The following is a 17505-nucleotide window of genomic DNA, read 5'->3' as shown; positions in this document are numbered from 1 at the left end:
CCTATTGCTTGAATGGGGTTCAGTTGGATGCGCGTCGTTGACGCAGACCCGCGACGGTGAGCAGGCCAGCCAGCACCAGCGCCAGCGAAGCGGGCTCAGGCACCGGCGTGGTGGGGCTCCCCTCGCCGGGGTAGCTCAGCTGGATGTTGTCGATGCGGGCATTCCAGGCGTAGATGCTGGCCATGCTCAGATTTTTGAACTCGTTGCCAAAGCTCAGCGCTTCCATGGAGGTGAAGCTCGTGTCCAGCAGGAATTGTTTGGACACCACCGCGCCGGTACCTTGCGCAATGCCATACACCACGAAATAGCGGTTGTTGTTGGCGAAGGCGGCGGCATCCATGGCCAGCAGGTCAAAGCTCTCGCCATTGGCGCGGGTCAATGAGGTGGCGTTGATGTACTCGGCCGAAGGGCCCCAGCCGTTGAACAAGGACGGTGAGCCCGTCCACCAGGGGCTGCGGTCGGTGACGGCCTGAAGCCCGACGGGGATTTTGTAGCCAAAGTTCGAGGTCAGCACGAAGCCGTCCTCCAGATAGGGTTCATTGACCTTGATCGAGTAGCCGTTGGGCCCCAGGCCGACCGTGCTGTGGATGTCGATGCCGTCGAAATCGACCACCACGGCTTGCGCCGATGCCAGAGACAAGCTCAGCAGCGCGCCGGCCAGAAAACGAATTTGCATGTTGATCCTCCACGTCAGGCCGGCTGAAAGTGGCGGTGCCGGCCTGTGTTGGAACGATCATAGAAACTTGTGACGACCTGGGATGACACATGATCATGTGACACCAGACGGGCGGGATGCAGTGTTCGTCGCGTTGGTCGGCCCGGTCACTGGTCCCGGAATTCACCCGGCGTGGCCCCCGCCCAGCGCCGAAAGGCGTGGATGAAGGCCGCGGATTCGGCATAGCCGATCTGGGCGGCGATGTCTTCAATCGGCAGCCTGGTGTTCTTGAGCAGATAGCGTGCCTTGGCGTAGCGGGCGTCGGCCAGCAGGTCGCGGAAGCTGCGGCCGTCTTCGCTGAGCTGGCGGCGCAGGCTGCGCTCGGACATGTCGAACGACTTGGCCACCTCTTCGGCTGACGGGAAGTGCCCGTTGAACATGCCCAGGTGATTGAGCACCCGGTCGGCCAGCGAGGCTGTGGTGGCTTCCTGCACCTTGAGCTGCTGATCGCACATGGTGCGGTACATGGCGTGCGCGTTCGGGTCGGCCGTGGGCAGCTTGATCTGCAGGTACTCGTTGCGCAGCCAGAAGCGCACTTCGTGCTCGCCCCAGCGCACCGGGCAGCCAAAGTGCTCCTCATAGGCGGCGGCCTCGGGCGGCTTGGGGTAGGGCATGTCCAGGCGCTCGGCGCGCAGGTTCAGGCCCATGGTGGCCTGCATGTCGCGCACCATCTTGTAGGTGCCCGAGGCCTCGCCATCCACCCGAAAGCGGAAGGCCTTGGTGGGCATCATCATCGGATCGAGGATGAGGGCGCTCAGGCGCTCGCCGGGCTCCAGCCGCAGGGTGCCATACAGATAGGTCAGGCGCTGGTAGCGGATGCCGGTCTGCAGGGCTTCGTAGGCGGTGGCGCAGGTCATCAGCAGCATGACCAGCGGGCCGTAGCCGGCCAGGCCGAAGAAGCTGCCCATCTTCAGGCCGATCAGCGGGTCGTGCAGGGTTTCGGCCCACTCGGCATAGATGCGCAGCTCACGGGCGCGCTCGATGCGGGTCGTCGGGTCCAGCTTGTCGGATGACAAGCCGTGGCGTTGCAGCACGGGCTCCGGGTCCTCGCCCAGTTGTTTGAGGCCCTGGACCATGTAGATCAAACCCAGGATGGAGCGGGTGGTCATGCAGTGTTGATGTGGGTCAAGCGGTGTCCGTGCAGCTCGCCGTGTGCGGGAGCTTGGCCGAAAAAATCAATTTGGAGCCGAATTTATCATGGCCCGAACCGCCCTGCATGCCCACCATCCGCCTCGGCGCGCTTTCGATGCGCCCGTCTGCACCCAGTTGTGCCAGACGTCACAACACATCGAGACAAAGAGGTTTGCATGTCACAACAGTTCGTTCGTCAGGTGGATGTGCTCATCACGGGGGCCGGCTTCGGTGGCCTGTGCATGGCCGTTCAATTGCAGAAGGCCGGGATCAAGGATGTGCTCATCCTGGAGAAGGCGGCCGAGCCCGGTGGCGCCTGGCGCGACAACCATTACCCTGGCGCCGCCTGCGATGTGCAATCGCACATGTACTCGTACTCCTTTGCCACCAAGCCGGACTGGTCCCAACGCTATGCGCCCTGGCACGAGATCAAGCAGTACATCTTCGACGTGATCGCGAAGTACAAGCTGGCGCCGCAGATCCGCTGCAATCAGGAAGTGGCGGGTGCGGCCTTCGACGAACAAACCGGGCGCTGGACGGTCAGGACGGCGTCGGGCGAGGTCTACCGCACACGCTACTGGGTGCTGGCCTCCGGCCCCCTGCACGTGCCCGCCATCCCTGACATCAAGGGCTTGGCCGATTTCAAGGGCAAGGTCATGCACTCGGCCCAGTGGGACCACAGCTACGACCTCAAGGGCAAGACGGTGGTGTCCATCGGCACGGGTGGCAGCGCGATCCAATATGCGCCGGAGATCGCCAGGCAGGTCAAGCAGCTCCATGTGTTCCAGCGCTCGCCCGCCTGGGTGGTGCCGCGCGATGAGCGCACCTACACGGACTTCAACAAGACCGTGTTCAAGCTGCTGCCCTTTGTGCGCACCCTGCACCGCTGGCAGCACTACTGGACCAACGAGATGCGTGTGTGGCCCATCTTCCAGCCTCGGCTGGGCGCGCGCGTCGAGCACCTGCTGACCACGAAGTTCATCGGCCGTGCCGTGAAAGACCCGGCCATCCAGAAGAAGCTCACGCCCGATTACCGCCTGGGTTGCAAGCGCATCCTGATTTCCAACAAGTGGTATCCGATGTTCAACCGCCCCAATGTGGAGCTGGTGACGGACGCCATCAAGGAGATCACGCCCACCGGCATCGTCACGAAAGACGGCCAGGAGCGCCAGGCAGACTGCATCATCCTGGGCACAGGCTTCGTGGTGGACCCGCGCATCTACATGAAGCACTTCGAGCTCAAGGGCCGGGGCGGCCACACCCTGGCCGAAGACTGGAAGACCAGCCCGACGAGCTACTACGGCATCACCACGGCCAACTACCCCAACCTCTTTCAGCTGGTGGGCCCGCACACCGGCCTGGGCCACAACTCCATCATCTTCATGATCGAGGCGCAGGTGAACTACATCATCAAGTGCATGAAGCTGGTCAAGGCCAAGGGCGCCGATTACATCGACGTGAAGCCGCAGGCCATGCAGCGCTTCCTGGGCGAGATGACCGATGCGCTCAAGGGCACGGTGTGGACCTCGGGCTGCAAGAGCTGGTACCAGACGGCTGATGGCATCAACTTCGCGATCTGGCCCAAGTCCACCTGGAAGTACTGGCTGGAGACCTTGCACGTGCGCCAGTCCGATTACGAGTTCGTGAAGTGCAGCACGAAAACCTCACCCAGCGGGCAAGGCCGTGGTTTTACGGATGAGGCCGGTGACCTGAATCCGGCCGGGCGCCGAGTTTGATATTTGTCAATTAGGACCGCTGGTGGGGCGCCGCCAGCGGCCAAATGGCCGAAACGATCAATTTCTCGTCGCAACCGAACATGGTGATTTGAGGGGCACGGGCGCAACATCGCCATGCGCTCGGAGACAAGTCGTCTCGGATCCGAACAGGGAGACCGAGGCGACGCACCCACAAACCTATTCACCAAAGGTGCCGCCATGACTGATCAACACGTTTCTTCTTCTCCCGTCCGCGAGGTAGAGGTCGCCATCGCCGGCGCCGGCTTCGGTGGCATCTGCATGGCCATCCAGCTGCAAAAGAACGGCATCAACGATTTCCTGATCCTGGAAAAGAAGAGCGAAGTGGGCGGCGCCTGGCGCGACAACCACTACCCCGGCGCCGCTTGTGACGTGCAGTCCCACATGTACTCGTACTCGTTCGAGACCAAGGCGGACTGGACCAAGCGCTACGCCCCCTGGAATGAAATCCAGCAGTACATCCTCGACACCGTCAAGAAGTACAACCTGCGCCCGCACATCCACTTCAACCAGGAGGTGGTCAGCGCCGTGTTCAATGAAGGCACGGGCAAGTGGGTCATCAAGACCGTGGGTGGCGAAACCATCATGGCGCGCCACTGGGTGCTGGCTTCCGGCCCGCTGCACGTGCCGGCCATCCCTGACATCAAGGGCTTGAAGGACTTCAAGGGCAAGGTCATGCACTCGGCCGATTGGGACCACAGCTATGACCTGACCGGCAAGAAGGTCGCGTCCATCGGCACCGGTGGCTCGGCCATCCAGTATGTGCCCGAGATCGCACCGAAGGTTGGCAAGCTGCACGTGTTCCAGCGCACACCGGCCTGGGTGATCCCGCGTGACGAGCGCAGCTACTCGGCCTTCCGCAAGTGGACCTTCAAGGCGCTGCCCTTCACCCGCACGCTGCACCGCTGGCGCTGCTACTGGACCAACGAATCGCGCCTGTGGCCCATCCTGAACCCCTGGATGGCCCGCATCGGTGAAGGCCTGCTCAAGAAGTTCATCTCCTACCAGGTGAAGGACCCTGCACTGGTCAAGAAGCTCACGCCTGACTACACCCTGGGTTGCAAGCGCATCCTGATTTCCAACAAGTGGTACCCCACCTTCAACCGCCAGAACGTGGAACTGGTGACCGACGGCATCAAGGAAATCACGCCCAACGGCATCATCACCCGTGATGGCAAGGAGCGTGCGCTGGACTGCATCATCCTGGGCACCGGCTTCATCGTGGACCCTCGCATCTACATGAAGAGCTTCGAGATGCGTGGCCTGAACGGTCACACCGTGCAGGAAGACTGGAAGGTCAGCCCCACCAGCTACTACGGCATCACCACGGCCAACTACCCGAACATGTACCAGTTGGTCGGCCCGCACACCGGCCTGGGGCACAACTCCATCATCTTCATGATCGAAGCACAGGCCGAGTACATCATCCAGTGCATGAAGAAGGTCAAGGAAAAGGGCGTGGACTACATCGACGTCAAGCCCCAGGCCATGACCCGCTTCCTGGGCGAGATGACCCAGGCCCTGCAAGGCACCGTGTGGAGCTCGGGCTGCAAGAGCTGGTACCAGACCGCTGATGGCATCAACTTCGCTATCTGGCCGAAGTCGACCTGGCGCTATTGGATGGAGACCCGCACTGTCAACGAAGGCGACTACAACTTCGTGAAGTGCGGTGGCGCCAAGCCCGCCGGCAAGACCAGTGGTGCAGGCTCTTCCGGCATCGGCGGCCTGGCCGGTGACCAGGCCATGGCACGGATGGCGCAGCGCTGAGCGTGTGTGCTTTTCACGGAAAACCCCGCTGCGGCGGGGTTTTTTTGCGCTCGGTCAAAGGCCTTGGGCCGTGCCTGGGCCTCTCCGCGAATTTGCAGGATTTGCATATTTCGTGAATTGCTGATCAGTCGGGGGGCGATTTATGACGCAAGACCTGGCTCAAGTTGTCGAATATGCGGAGGGAACGAATTTTCCAGATTCGTGATGCGTTGTCGTCAACGGGGATGACACGCCAGCCATCCAGAAGGGTTCGACATGGCCAACGTCTTGCGCTCCATGAAGCTGTGGCAGAAGTTTGCGGCACTGGGGGTCATCGGCACCATCATGTGCGCGGTGCCTTTGTCCAAGGTCGTTGAATACCGCAATGGCGAAATCAGCGTGGCCGAATCCGAGGCCGGTGGTATCGAGCCGATCCGTGCCGCCATCGGGCTTCAGCACATGGTGGAGCGCCATCGTGTGGCCTCGGTGGCTGTGCTGGCTGGAGACCACAATGCCGATGCGGAGCGCCGTGCCGCCGCCGGTGAGGTGAACAGCCAGTTTGACAAGCTGGGCAAACAACTGGCTGATCCGGCTTTCGCGAAAGCTGCCGAGCAGCTCAAGGTGAACAAGAGCGCCTGGGATCGTCTCAGCCAGGGCGTGGACGCACACCAGTTGAGTGCTCAGGACAGCATGCACGCGCATGCCGAGGTGCTGCAGGCTCACTTTGGCGTGATGGACAAGATCGCCGACGGTTCGGCCTTGTCGCTGGACCCGGTTGCCGAGAGTTACTACCTGATGACGGCGGCGGTTGATCATCTGCCTCGCCTGACCGACGCCCTGGCCGAGCTGAGGCTGGTCGCGGTCAATCTGAATCACGGCAAGCCACTCAGCGATTTTGACCGCGAGCGCCTGACCGTGGCACATGAGGCAGTGCGCCGCCTTCACAGCCGCTCTGCCGATCAGCTGGGCAAGGCCAAGGAGCTTCAGGCTTCCATCAAGGCGCAACTGAGCAGCGAAGCCGATGCGACCACCCAGTTCGAGCAGCTGTCCCGACAGGTCGGCGCCATTCTGGCTCAGTCCGCTGCGCGTGATGGGCAGGCCGCAGAACTGGTCAAGACGGCAGACGCGGTCATCGAGGCCAAGTACAAGCTGGCAGAGGAAACCGTGGCTTCTCTGGAGGGCGCGCTCCAACAACGGGTGCGCGATACCAGGCTGGCGCGCAACAGCCTGCTGAGCGTGTTGGGCGGTCTGGCTGTGGCGGCATTGGCACTGGGCGCAGCCATCACCCGCTCCGTGACACGCCCGATCGGGCATGCCGTGGAGGCCGCCACAGCGGTGGGCAAGGGCGATCTGACCATGGTGATTGACGACAAGGGTGCCGATGAAGCCGCCACCTTGCTGCAGTGCCTGGCCCAGATGCAGCTCAGCCTCAAGGACCGCCAGGTTCAGGATCAACAAAGACTGGCTGAAACCGAGGCACAAGGTGCGGCGGCCACCGCCGTGGCGCAGGAAATCGGATCGGCTGTTGACTCCGCCACGCGAGGTGACTTCTCTCACCGCATCTCGCTGGACGGCAAGGAAGCCTTCCACGCGCAACTGTGCGGCAAGTTCAACGAGCTGATCGACACCGTCAGCGACACCATCCTGGAGGTGCGAGCCGCAGCCGACCAGCTCAGCTCCGCCAGTGGCCAGGTCTCACAGACATCGCAGTCGCTGTCGCAATCCGCTTCGCAGCAAGCCGCCAGTGTGGAGGAGACCACGGCCTCGCTGCATGAGATGAGCGCCTCGGTTCAACAGAACGCCGACTCTGCCAAGATGACGGACGGCATCGCCTCCCAGGCAGCCAAGGAGGCGCAGGAAGGTGGCGCCGCCGTGACACAGACGCTGGACGCCATGAAGGCCATCGCCACCAAGATCGCCATCATCGACGACATCGCCTACCAGACCAATCTGCTGGCTCTGAACGCGGCCATCGAAGCGGCGCGTGCCGGCGAACATGGCAAGGGCTTTGCCGTGGTGGCCGCAGAGGTGCGCAAGCTGGCCGAGCGCAGCCAGGTGGCGGCACAGGAGATCGGTGGCCTGGCAGGGTCGTCCGTGCAGATGGCCGAACGTGCCGGGCACTTGCTCGATCAGATGGTGCCCTCCATCCTGCGCACCGGCGATCTGGTGCAGGAGATCGCGATCTCCTGCGGCGAGCAAAGTGACGGCGTGGGGCAGATCACCAGCGCCATGGCGCACCTCAACTCTGCCACGCAGCAGACGGCCTCTGCATCGGAAGAGCTGTCGGCGACGGCAGAAGAGTTGTCGGCCCAGGCCTCGCAGCTTCAATCCTTGATGAGCTTCTTCAAGCTGGCCAGTGATGAGGCCCAACGTGACCAGCCTGCTGGTCGCAACGGGTCTGTGGCGGCATCGCGCACCATGTCGTCAACCCCGTCTTCAGGTCGCGTGGTGTCGGGTGTGTTGGCCGAGGCCACCTCTGCCGTCGGTCGAGGCACAGGCGCCTGGCGTGCGCGCTCGGCCAGCCAGGAGTCGGAAGTGGACGAATCCAAGTTTGCCCACTTCTGATCCGACTTGATGCCGTTCAGGCGGGGCTTACGCCATCCGCCTTGAACATGGCCTTGATACCCCGCACCGCCTGCCGGATGCGGGGTTCGTTTTCGATCAGGGCAAAGCGAACATGGTCATCGCCGTGATCGCCAAAGCCGATGCCGGGTGACACGCACACCTTGGCCTTTTCCAGCAACTGCCGCGCGAACTCCAGCGAGCCCAGATCCTTGTAGTGATCGGGGATCTTCGCCCAGATGTACATGGAGGCCTTGGGGCACTCGACATCCCAGCCGGCTTCGCGCAAGCCTTTGACGAGCACATCGCGGCGGCTCTGGTACCTGGCGCAGATCTCGTGCACGCATTGCTGATCACCTTCCAACGCGGCGATGGCGGCCACCTGCAAGGGCGTGAAGGTGCCGTAGTCGTGGTAGCTCTTGATGCGGGCCAGCGCCGCCACCAGATCGGGGTTGCCCACCATGAAGCCGATGCGCCAGCCGGCCATGTTGTAGCTCTTGCTGAGCGTGAAGAACTCGACGGCGATGTCCTTGGCGCCGGGCACCTGCATGATGGAGGGCGCCTTCCAGCCATCGAACACGATGTCGGCATAGGCCAGGTCATGCACGACGAAGATGTCGTGCATTTTGGCCAGGGCCACCACGCGCTCGAAGAAGTCCAGCTCCACGCATTGCGCCGTGGGGTTGGAGGGGAAGCCCAGCACCATCATCTTGGGCTTGGGGTAGCTGCCGCGGATGGCCTTTTCCAGCTCGGCGAAGAAGTCCACGCCGGGCACCAGGGGTACCGAGCGGATGTCGGCGCCGGCTATCACGGCGCCGTAGATGTGGATGGGGTAGGACGGGTCCGGCACCAGCACGGTGTCGCCGCGGTCCAGCGTGGCCAGCATCAGGTGAGCCAGGCCTTCTTTCGAGCCGATGGTGACGATGGCTTCCTTGTCCGGATCGATGTCGACCTGGTAGCGGTCCTTGTACCAGTGCGAAATGGCGCGGCGCAAACGCGGGATGCCCTTGGAGGCCGAGTAGCCGTGCGTGTCAGGCCGTTGGGCCACCTCGGTGAGCTTGGCGACGATGTGCGGTGGCGTGGCCCCGTCGGGGTTGCCCATGCTCATGTCGATGATGTCTTCCCCACGCCTGCGGGCGGCCAGCTTGAGTTCGGCCGTGATGTTGAAGACGTAGGGGGGGAGGCGATCGATGCGCGCAAAGCGGCGCTTGCCTGCGGATGAGGACATGCTGAGAGTCTTTCACGTGAGCGCCCGGAACCGTCCGAGCGACGTGACCGCACGATGGGGTGCGGCCCGCAGCCATCCTATCCGCTTTTCAACCTTGCTGCATGCGAAGGCGGCGGGTGTGTTCCTCATCGACGGCATCGTCGATTTCGCGCATCACGCCTTCCAGGTCCACGGCCTTGTGCTGGCGCTTGAACTGGCCGGTGAGCACGGTGTCGGTGCTCAGCAGGCCTTGTTCGTACAGGGCCCAGATCTCGGGGCCATAGTGGCTGTCGAGCAGATCAGGGGCGAAACCGCCAAAGAAGTTGCGCAGGTTCTCGACATCACGCAGCAACATGCGTTGCGCATGATTGTTGCCGGCCGCGTCTACCGCCTGAGGCAGGTCGATGATGACCGGACCATCGGCGGCCATCAGGATGTTGAACTCGGACAGGTCGCCATGCACGATGCCAGCGCACAGCATGCGCACCACTTCCATCAACAGCGTGTGGTGGTGCTGGCGGGCTTCTTCAGCCGTGAAGAGCACGTCGTTGAGGCGCGGGGCCGCATCGCCATGTTCATCGGCCACAAGCTCCATCAGCAAGACGCCATCGAGGAAGTTGTAGGGCCTGGGTACGCGTACACCGGCCGCGGCCAGCCTGTACAAGGCATCGACCTCGGCGCTTTGCCAGGCCGCTTCCTGAGCCTGCCTGCCGAATTTGGTGCCCTTGGCCATGGCGCGGGCTTCACGCGAGTTCTTGGTCTTGCGGTTTTCGGTGTAGTCCACCGCCTGTCGGAAGCTGCGTTGTGTGGCTTCCTTGTAGATCTTGGCGCAGCGGGTTTCATCGCCAATGCGCACGACGAACACCATCGCCTCCTTGCCACTCATGAGCTGGCGAACGACCGAGTCGATCAGGCCTTCTTCCAGCAGCGGCTGCAGTCTGGGCGGGGTTTTCAAAGGTGCACGCGGCGAAGCTCGCCCTGTGTGGTGGTCATGTTTTGCCTTTTTGATTCAGTCAGCCATGCTAGCCCATGGTGGCGCCAATGGCTTGCGTTTGCTTACATAGTGCCCTCCTAAGGGGGGGCGGCCTTTGTCAGCCAACTCCGTATAGTCCTTCCTTATCAACGGCGGGCACACAACACGACACGCCGATGCCGGCAAGGCATACCGAGGGTGGAGAACCAGAAAAACAAAAGGGGAAAAACGCTGTCATCACCGCGAGGCACAACGCGGGATTGCAGGGGAGGAAAAGCGGCGGGCCATGTACCCGCGGCGAACATCAAACCGGTCGACCCGTGTCGATCGGTTTTTTTTTGTCATGGCCGTCTTACTGCTGGCGGGCGATTTCGGCGGTGAACCAGCGGTCCAGCCCATCCCAGATGAACATCAGGTGATCGACCACCTGCTCGATCGGCTGGCGAAAGCCGTTCTGCACCCAGATCAGGCAGGCTTGAAGGGAGGACCCGATCAGCGCCGCGCCGATGATTTCGAGTTCGATGTGTGCCGGCAGCTTGGGATAGATCAGCCCTGCCAGGTGGGCCATGGCCAGCGCCTGTTGATGGAGCTCGGGGTTGCTTCGGATGGTGGCGTGTCGCCAGTAGCTGGATGCGTCCACCAGCAGGATCTGCGCACGACGTGGATCTTCCTGCACGAAATGCAGGAAGGCGCTCAGACCGGCCTGAGCCAGTTCCCTGGTCTGGAGTCGGGCACCGGCCATGGCCGAACCGGTGGCCGTCAGGGCTTGCTGGCTCAGGAGCTTGAATGCTGCTTCGTAGGCATCGGCTGCGCTGCCGAAGTGCTCGGCGAAATAACGTTCGGCCAGACGGGCCTCGTGGCAGATGTCGCGGATGGTGACCTTGCGCAGGCCCAGTGTGCCGAAGACCTGTATCGCAGCGCTCAGCAGCTTTTCGCGGCGCTGGAGCATGCGCTCCTGCGCCGACAGTCCGCCATAGCGGCGATCGGACTTGGCCGCGGGTGCATCGGCTCGGCTTGCCGTGGCGGAGGAGTGCTGGCTGGGCATGGCAGGAACTTCAAGACAGAGCGATTTGCGAGCGGCAATAACAAATCAATTATCGAGAAGGGCATGGGCCTGACATGCACGGGTTATCGCGTCAGGATGGGCACGCAGGGGCGTAATTGCGTCATCGCGCTGGCTGTCGTTCGGGCGTGGCGGGGGTTTTCTCTGGGTTCCGCCAGAGCCGATCGATTCAGCCGTCGATGGGGTGTGCGGGCGTGTCGAGCATCAACTGGTAGAAGTCGATGTCCAGCCAATGGCCGAACTTGAAGCCGGTCTGCCTCAACGTGCCGCCATGTAAAAAGCCCAGCTCGGCGTGAAAGCGTTTGCTGCCGTCGTTGGCACTGTCGATCACGCCGATCAGGGTGTGCAGGCCTTGCTGTCGCGCGTGCTCGATCAGTGCCTGCATCAGCACGTGGCCCAGCCGCTGGCCGCGATGGGCCTTGTGCACGTAGACCGAGTGCTCGACGCTGTACTTGTACGCCGGCCAGTTGCGAAAGCTGCCATAGCTCGCAAAGCCCAGCAGCGCCCCGGCCTCATCTTCCAGGCCCAGAACCGGATAGCCACCTTGCTGTTTGGTGGCAAACCATTGCTGCATCTGTTCGGCCGTGCGCGGCTGGTAGTCGTACAAGGCCGTGGTGTGGACGATGGCCTCGTTGAGGATGTCCAGGATGGCCTGCGCGTGGCGCTCGGGCGTGCAGTGAACCAGCTTGGGTGCCATGTCTGTTGTCGAGGATCAGGCCGCGGCCAATCGCCACAGCGAGGTGATTTCTGCCGCGCGTGCACGGTGCAGCGGGTCGTTGGCGTCTTGCACCTTGGGGTGGCGCGGCCGGGCGTCCAGCCTGCCAAGCACTTGCAGGCCGGCGTCGCGTATCCAGCCTTGCAGCTCGTCGGGGCCGCGCAGGCCCAGGTGCTCGGCCAGGTCGGACATGATCAGCCAGCCTTCGCCACCCGGTGTCAGGTGGGCTTTCAAGCCAGCCAGGAAGCCGCGCAGCATGCGGCTGTCCGGGTCGTACACCGCGTACTCGATGGGCGAGCTGGGGCGCGCCGGCAGCCACGGCGGGTTGCACACGATCAAGGGTGCCTGGCCTGGTGGAAACAGGTCGGCTTCGATCACGTTCACCTGCTTGTCCAGCTTGAGGCGATGCAGGTTCTCTTGCGCGCAAGCCAGGGCGCGGGCGTCCTGATCGGTGGCGGTGATCCTGGCGATGCCGCGTGAGGCCAGCACCGCGGCCAGCACACCAGAGCCTGTCCCGACATCGACCGCATCCTTGATGCCTGCGGGCAAAGGCGCCTGCTGGACCAGGTCGACATACTCGCCCCGCACGGGTGAGAACACACCGTAGTGCGCGTGGATGCGGCCGGAGCCCTTGCCTTTGAGGGCGTCGATGGCCACGCCCTTCTTGCGCCATTCGTGCGCTCCGATCAAGCCCAGCAGTTCGCGCAAGGAGGTCACATAGGCTTCGGTGCCTGGCCCATAGCCTTCCAGGCAGGCTTGCTGCACGTCCGGCGCACGGCGCAGGGGGATGGTGTGGTCGGCGTTGAAGGGGATCAGCAGCATGCCCAGGATGCGGGCGCGGTGCGCCAGGCGCTGGCGATGTTGGTGAAAGGCCAGGCCTGCATGGGGTGGCTCGTCGCGCTTGTTGGCGGCGCCGCGCTTGGGTGCGGCGGTTTTGTCGAGCCGACGCGTGAGCGCTTGCAGCAAATGGCGGGCGTTCTGGAAGTCTCCCGTCCACAGCAGACCGGTGCCTTCGCAGGCAAGCTTGTAGGCCTTGTCGGCGGGCGTGGTGTCGTCCACCAGTAACACGCGTTGGGGCGCGGGCACGGCGGCCTCCGAGCGCCACAGGGCGCTGGCCGGACTGCCGTCTTGCTGGGTCCAGTGAAGGTGGGTGTCTGCGCTCATGGGGTGCCTGCTGGGATAGGGCGGCAGTGTAAGGTACCCCCTGGCTGGCGCATTTGAACACTTCCGAGCTGCCGCCAGCCATGCGAGACTGAAGGGCTTGCCATGAAGATGTTGCGAACCCCCAGCGTGGACCGTCGATTCTTTCAGGCCACGGCCGATGCCATGGCCGGGTTCGGCATCGACCTGGATGAACTGTGCGCGGCCCAGCGCATTGCCAACCCCTTGCACCTGGAAGGCGAGCGCCTGCCGCTGGAGCTGGTGTCGCAGGTGTACATGGCCGTGGAGCGGGTGGCGGCTGATCCAGCCTTCATCTACATCCAGCCCGATCAGGTGACGCATGAGGGTTCCTCGGTGCTGTTCGCGCTGGTGAGCTGTTGTGCCACGCCGGCCGACATGGTGCGCATGATCTGTCGCTACTCCTCCATCGCCAGCGACGCGGTGAGCTATGAACTCGCGGACGACGGTGACCGGCTGCGCATGCGGGTGGTGCCGGACAGCCGGGTCTTCGTGTCCTTGCACCAGATCGAGATGGCTGTGTGGTTCATGGTGCAGTGGCTGCGCCAGCTCAAGGCCCTGACCGGTATCAGCATCGATTGCAGCGTGCAGTATGCGCATGCGCCGCGCTTCGATCAGGCGCGTTATGCCGAGATCTACAAGCTGCCCCTCAGGTTCGAGGCCGATCGCACCATGCTGACCTTTGGCGGGCCGCAGTTGCACAATGCGGTACCCGGGCAGGACGAGCGCATGCTGGCCTACTACCGCGCCCAGGCCGAGCGTTACGAGCAGAGCACCTTGTCGCACGGCGATTTTCCGAGGCGCGTGGCCATCCTGTTCATGCAGCGCATGGCCTTTGGCAAACCCGATGCGGCGGACATCGCCGCGCAGTTGCACATCAGTGTGCGCACCTTGCAGCGCCGCCTGATGGACGAAGGCAGCAGCTGGAGCCAGGTGTCCGACGAGGCGCGCCAGATGGTGGCTTGCCGAGAGCTGCAGCAGGCAGCGCGCCCCGTGTTCGAGATCGCCCTGCTCACGGGCTTTGCCGATCCGCGCGCCTTCATGCGGGCCTTTCGGCGCTGGACGGGCCTGACGCCTTCCCAGTATCGCAAGCAGGTGCAAGACGGCAGCGACGAACGATGACCTGAGGGTTTGACCGGTGCGGCGTGGCGCATCCGGTCACTTCCGTGTTGGGGCGCCCCATGCGCCAATGGACACCAGCAGCACGCAGCCCGTGCGTGTCACCAACAGAACCCTTGCCGAGGAAGTGCCATGTCTTTGACCCATCGTCTGATCGTCTCCGTGTGTGCGGCCGCCAGTGGCCTGGCTGTCGCGGCCGAGCCCAACCCCAATCCCTGGTTGGCCGACTCGCCCTGGCCCATGACCCACAGCCAGCCCGGTGCACCCGATTCCAGCGTCTACCCCGGCCCGCAAAGCGCAGCCCACCTGGGCGCGCCGCAATATGTGGCCACGGGCTACATCAACATTACGCAGGCCATGTCACCCCAGTATCCGGATGGCAACCGTGTGTACTGGGGCTCGAACATCTCGGATGTCTACAAGCTGGCCGTGGTCAATGGCAAGCTCAAGAAGCTGGCCTCGCTGGCCAAGCCTGGCAATACCTTGAGCAACCTGGGCAGCCCCACTTCAGGCGCCTATACGCTGGTGGACAAGGACAATGTGTTCTACACCGTGCGGGGCACCTCCCTGTTGGCCTACAAGGACAGCACGCCTGGGCAGATGGCCTCGCCCATCGTGCTGGCACGCCAGTTGACGCTGCCCGCCTCGGTGACCACCAGCGACGATGCCGTGGTCGGGCTCAACCTGCTGTGGGATGGTCGCCTGGCCTTTGTGACCCGCAAGGGTGTGGCCGGTGTGGTCAACCGCGATTTCACCGGGCTGCAAACCGTCGTGCTGGGCGCGGGTGATGAAGAGGTGTCCAACTCGATCGCGGCCGATGAGCAAGGTGGCATCTACATCGTCACCTCCAAGGCCATGTACCGCGTGCAGTGGACGGGCAGCCAGCTGTCACTCGACGAGGCCACGGGTGCCTGGCGGGCCGAGTACAACGCTGGGTCGGCCGGCACGGGCGGTGGGCGGCTGGGGGCCGGGTCGGGCTCCACGCCCACCATCATGGGCTCAGGTGACCAGCGCTTCGTGGTCATCACCGATGGCGCCAATGTGGCCAACATCGTGCTGTTCTGGGCAGACCGCATCCCTGCAGACTGGAAGCCCATTGCGCCAGGCAAGAGCTTGCGCATGGCCGCCGAGATGCCGGTCAACTTCGGTGACCCCAAGCGTGCGGCGACCAAGTCCGAGCAATCGGTGGTGGTGAGCGGCTATGGCGCGGTGGTGGTGAGCAACGATTACCGCAACACATCATTGCTCAGCGGCGGCACGGGCGTGGCCCTGATCGACCAGGCCATGAACGGCGCGATCGTGCTGATGAGCGGCACAACCAAGGTGCAGCCCTGGGGCGTGCAGAAGTTCAGCTGGGACACGGCCACGCGCCGGTTGCGCAGCGCCTGGGTCAACACGAAGGTCAGTTGCCCCAATGCCATCCCCACGGTCAGCGAGGCCAGCCAGCGCTTTTATTGCGTGGGCGCCTACCTGGGCATGTGGACCATCGAGTCGCTGGACTGGCGCACCGGAGGCGACCACTTCCGCAAGCTCATCGGCATGCTGCCACGCTACAACAGCTTCTATGCGGCCACGCAGCTCACGGGTGATGGCGGCCTGATCTACGGTTCGTTCGACGGCGCGGTGTATCTGCCCGCCGCACGCTGAGGGGCGGCGTCATGCATATCCATCAACTGATGCGCGGGGTGGCACCAGGCATGGCACCCATGCTGACGGCCTTGTGCCTGAGTGCAGCACATCTGGCAGCCCATGCCTGTACCCCTGCGGCCACCACGCCAACGCGCAACGCGCAAACCGGCAAGCTGGAGATCTCGCTGGGCAACTGTGCCGGTGCGGGCAAGGCCTGGGACAGCCAGTTCGACAGCTCGGCATCGCAAGCCACCTTCTATCCGGATACGAACGCCAACTACTGGGTCACCGGCCTGCCCTCCTTGAAAGGGCAAGGCGCGCATTGGGAAGTGCGCGGGCAGATGCCGGACGCCCGCTTCTCGTCCTTGCAGACCTACACCTTCCGTGGTGAGCGCATGGGCGTGCTGGTGGATGAGGACTACCTGGCCAACCCGGGCAGCGTGAACTGGATCCGACAGTCCGGTCGCTACAGTCATGCTGCATCACACCAGTACACGGCCACGCTGCATCAGGTGGGCGTGGAGGTGAGCTTGCCTAAAGGACAGTTGGTCATCAGTGACGAAGCTCTGGGTTCGGGCAAGGTGCCGGTTGCCTTGCTGGCCTACCGTGTCTATCCCAACCTGAAGTCGAACGGTTCCGCCGTGCCCGCCGACCTGAAAACTGCCAGTTGGGTGGCGCGTGGCCAGGTGGCATTGCCCGAGATCGTGTATGTGGTGGATGACGCGGCCCTGCCGCACTTCACCAGCAGCGATCAGATCTTCAAGGGCACGCAAGCCTCCACCTTGTTGGGAAAAGCCATGGCGGGCTTTGAAGCCCTGGCCGATGTGGCTGCGCCGGTCTTGTCTCAGGTTCGGAACCTGCCTGCACCGCTGTGGGCAGACCCGGTACGCTGGCAGGTCAACGCGGGCTTGCAGACCAATCTGCGCGGCATGATCAACGCGGCCGAAGCGCCCATGGCGGCGACCCTGTGGCAAGCCTCCTTGAACAAGTTGCCCAACTTCAGTGGCTTTGACAACGCGGCCACACGTTACTTCGTGGGCGGTATCCATCCTGCCAGAGGCCAGGTGCTGGTCACGCGCTTCAAGGCTGCCACCGTGGCCGACCCGGATCGGGGTGAGGCCATCCTGCCTGCGGCGGACAGTGCCAGACAGGTGCGCTACTGGTCCATCTGCCTGAACAACACCTTGAGCCTGTATGTCACCGGCTGCATCAGGGACACGGCGGTGAAGACCGATGCCCACGGCGATGTGACCCTGGTGCTGAGTTCAGGCAGCAGTGCACCTGCAGGGCCTGATGGCTTGCCCGCTGCAAACTGGTTGCGACATGCTTCGCCCAACGAGTTGCTGTTGATCCGATACATGTGGGCTTCTGCCGGCTTCACGGCGTCACCGACGGTGTACACGGGCAACGCAGACGACACGGCCGCGCTGGCCGCCTGGTCTCAGGCGCATTACCCGCGCAGCACGTATTGCTCGCTCAACAACTACCGCTACAACGCCTGCACAAAGGTCTTCACGCCTGCGCAGGAGCGGCTCTATCAACTCAATCCGAGCCTGCTGGGCAAGGCTGGCTGATGCGCCAGGGCGGGACAAACCCGCGCTTTGCGCCCGGTCGCAAAGTCGGCGCGCCGCATTGAAAGACGGGCCTGTGCTGCCTGAGAAGAATCGAGCCCATCGAGTCTCGATCAACTCAAGCACACAGGACCCACCATG

General features: G+C 63.5%; 13 protein-coding genes. 6 read left to right on the top strand and 7 right to left on the bottom strand.

The genetic code is table 11. The annotated features are described in order from the left end of the window. Positions 1-19: 19 nt before the first annotated feature. Positions 20-676, bottom strand: coding sequence for a PEP-CTERM sorting domain-containing protein (locus VFW93_RS04985; RefSeq protein ID WP_329692881.1), 657 nt, complete (start codon positions 674-676; stop codon positions 20-22). Positions 677-822: 146 nt separating this feature from the next. Continuing rightward, positions 823-1824, bottom strand: a complete 1002-nt coding sequence (locus VFW93_RS04980) for an AraC family transcriptional regulator (RefSeq protein ID WP_329692880.1) — start codon at positions 1822-1824, stop codon at positions 823-825. Positions 1825-2022: 198 nt separating this feature from the next. On the opposite strand from VFW93_RS04980, the gene VFW93_RS04975 reads away from it, so the two are divergent. The 3 genes from VFW93_RS04975 to VFW93_RS04965 all read left to right on the top strand — a co-directional run bounded on the left by VFW93_RS04975 (position 2023) and on the right by VFW93_RS04965 (position 7911). After that, a complete protein-coding gene (locus VFW93_RS04975; protein ID WP_329692879.1) occupies positions 2023-3582 on the top strand; it encodes an NAD(P)/FAD-dependent oxidoreductase in 1560 nt (519 codons plus the stop codon). Positions 3583-3780: 198 nt separating this feature from the next. Continuing rightward, positions 3781-5367, top strand: coding sequence for an NAD(P)/FAD-dependent oxidoreductase (locus VFW93_RS04970; RefSeq protein WP_329692878.1), 1587 nt, complete (start codon positions 3781-3783; stop codon positions 5365-5367). A 255-nt stretch (positions 5368-5622) separates the two neighbouring features. Next, on the top strand, positions 5623-7911 hold the full coding sequence (locus tag VFW93_RS04965) for a methyl-accepting chemotaxis protein (RefSeq protein ID WP_329692877.1): 2289 nt from the start codon (positions 5623-5625) through the stop codon (positions 7909-7911). 16 nt (positions 7912-7927) lie between these two features. Here the strand turns inward: VFW93_RS04965 and alaC are convergent, their stop codons facing one another. From alaC to VFW93_RS04940, 5 genes are all read right to left on the bottom strand, one after another. Then, positions 7928-9136 (bottom strand): alanine transaminase, encoded by a 1209-nt coding sequence (alaC, locus tag VFW93_RS04960; protein WP_329692876.1) that lies wholly within the window; start codon positions 9134-9136, stop codon positions 7928-7930. Positions 9137-9224: 88 nt separating this feature from the next. Further along, complete coding sequence (locus VFW93_RS04955) at positions 9225-10070, bottom strand: PA4780 family RIO1-like protein kinase (RefSeq protein WP_329692875.1); 846 nt, start codon at positions 10068-10070, stop codon at positions 9225-9227. A gap of 370 nt (positions 10071-10440) precedes the next feature. Then, on the bottom strand, positions 10441-11133 hold the full coding sequence (locus VFW93_RS04950; RefSeq protein WP_329692874.1) for a hypothetical protein: 693 nt from the start codon (positions 11131-11133) through the stop codon (positions 10441-10443). A gap of 187 nt (positions 11134-11320) precedes the next feature. Continuing rightward, a complete protein-coding gene (locus tag VFW93_RS04945; RefSeq protein WP_329692873.1) occupies positions 11321-11848 on the bottom strand; it encodes an N-acetyltransferase family protein in 528 nt (175 codons plus the stop codon). Between the two features lie 15 nt (positions 11849-11863). Beyond that, entirely contained in the window at positions 11864-13030 is a 1167-nt protein-coding gene (locus VFW93_RS04940; protein ID WP_329692872.1) for a class I SAM-dependent methyltransferase, read from the bottom strand. Between the two features lie 102 nt (positions 13031-13132). Between VFW93_RS04940 and VFW93_RS04935 the strand changes: the two genes are divergently transcribed. The 3 genes from VFW93_RS04935 to VFW93_RS04925 all read left to right on the top strand — a co-directional run bounded on the left by VFW93_RS04935 (position 13133) and on the right by VFW93_RS04925 (position 17367). After that, positions 13133-14167 (top strand): AraC family transcriptional regulator, encoded by a 1035-nt coding sequence (locus tag VFW93_RS04935; RefSeq protein WP_329692871.1) that lies wholly within the window; start codon positions 13133-13135, stop codon positions 14165-14167. A 129-nt stretch (positions 14168-14296) separates the two neighbouring features. Then, complete coding sequence (locus VFW93_RS04930; RefSeq protein ID WP_329692870.1) at positions 14297-15811, top strand: hypothetical protein; 1515 nt, start codon at positions 14297-14299, stop codon at positions 15809-15811. 11 nt (positions 15812-15822) lie between these two features. Then, positions 15823-17367 (top strand): hypothetical protein, encoded by a 1545-nt coding sequence (locus VFW93_RS04925; RefSeq protein WP_329692869.1) that lies wholly within the window; start codon positions 15823-15825, stop codon positions 17365-17367. The last annotated feature ends 138 nt before the right edge of the window (positions 17368-17505 follow it).

It is taken from the genome of Aquabacterium sp. (assembly GCF_036279675.1).
Taxonomy (GTDB): domain Bacteria; phylum Pseudomonadota; class Gammaproteobacteria; order Burkholderiales; family Burkholderiaceae_C; genus Aquabacterium.
The sequence above is the reverse complement of the archived record's forward strand: the minus strand, read 5'-3'. Positions and strand labels throughout refer to the sequence as shown.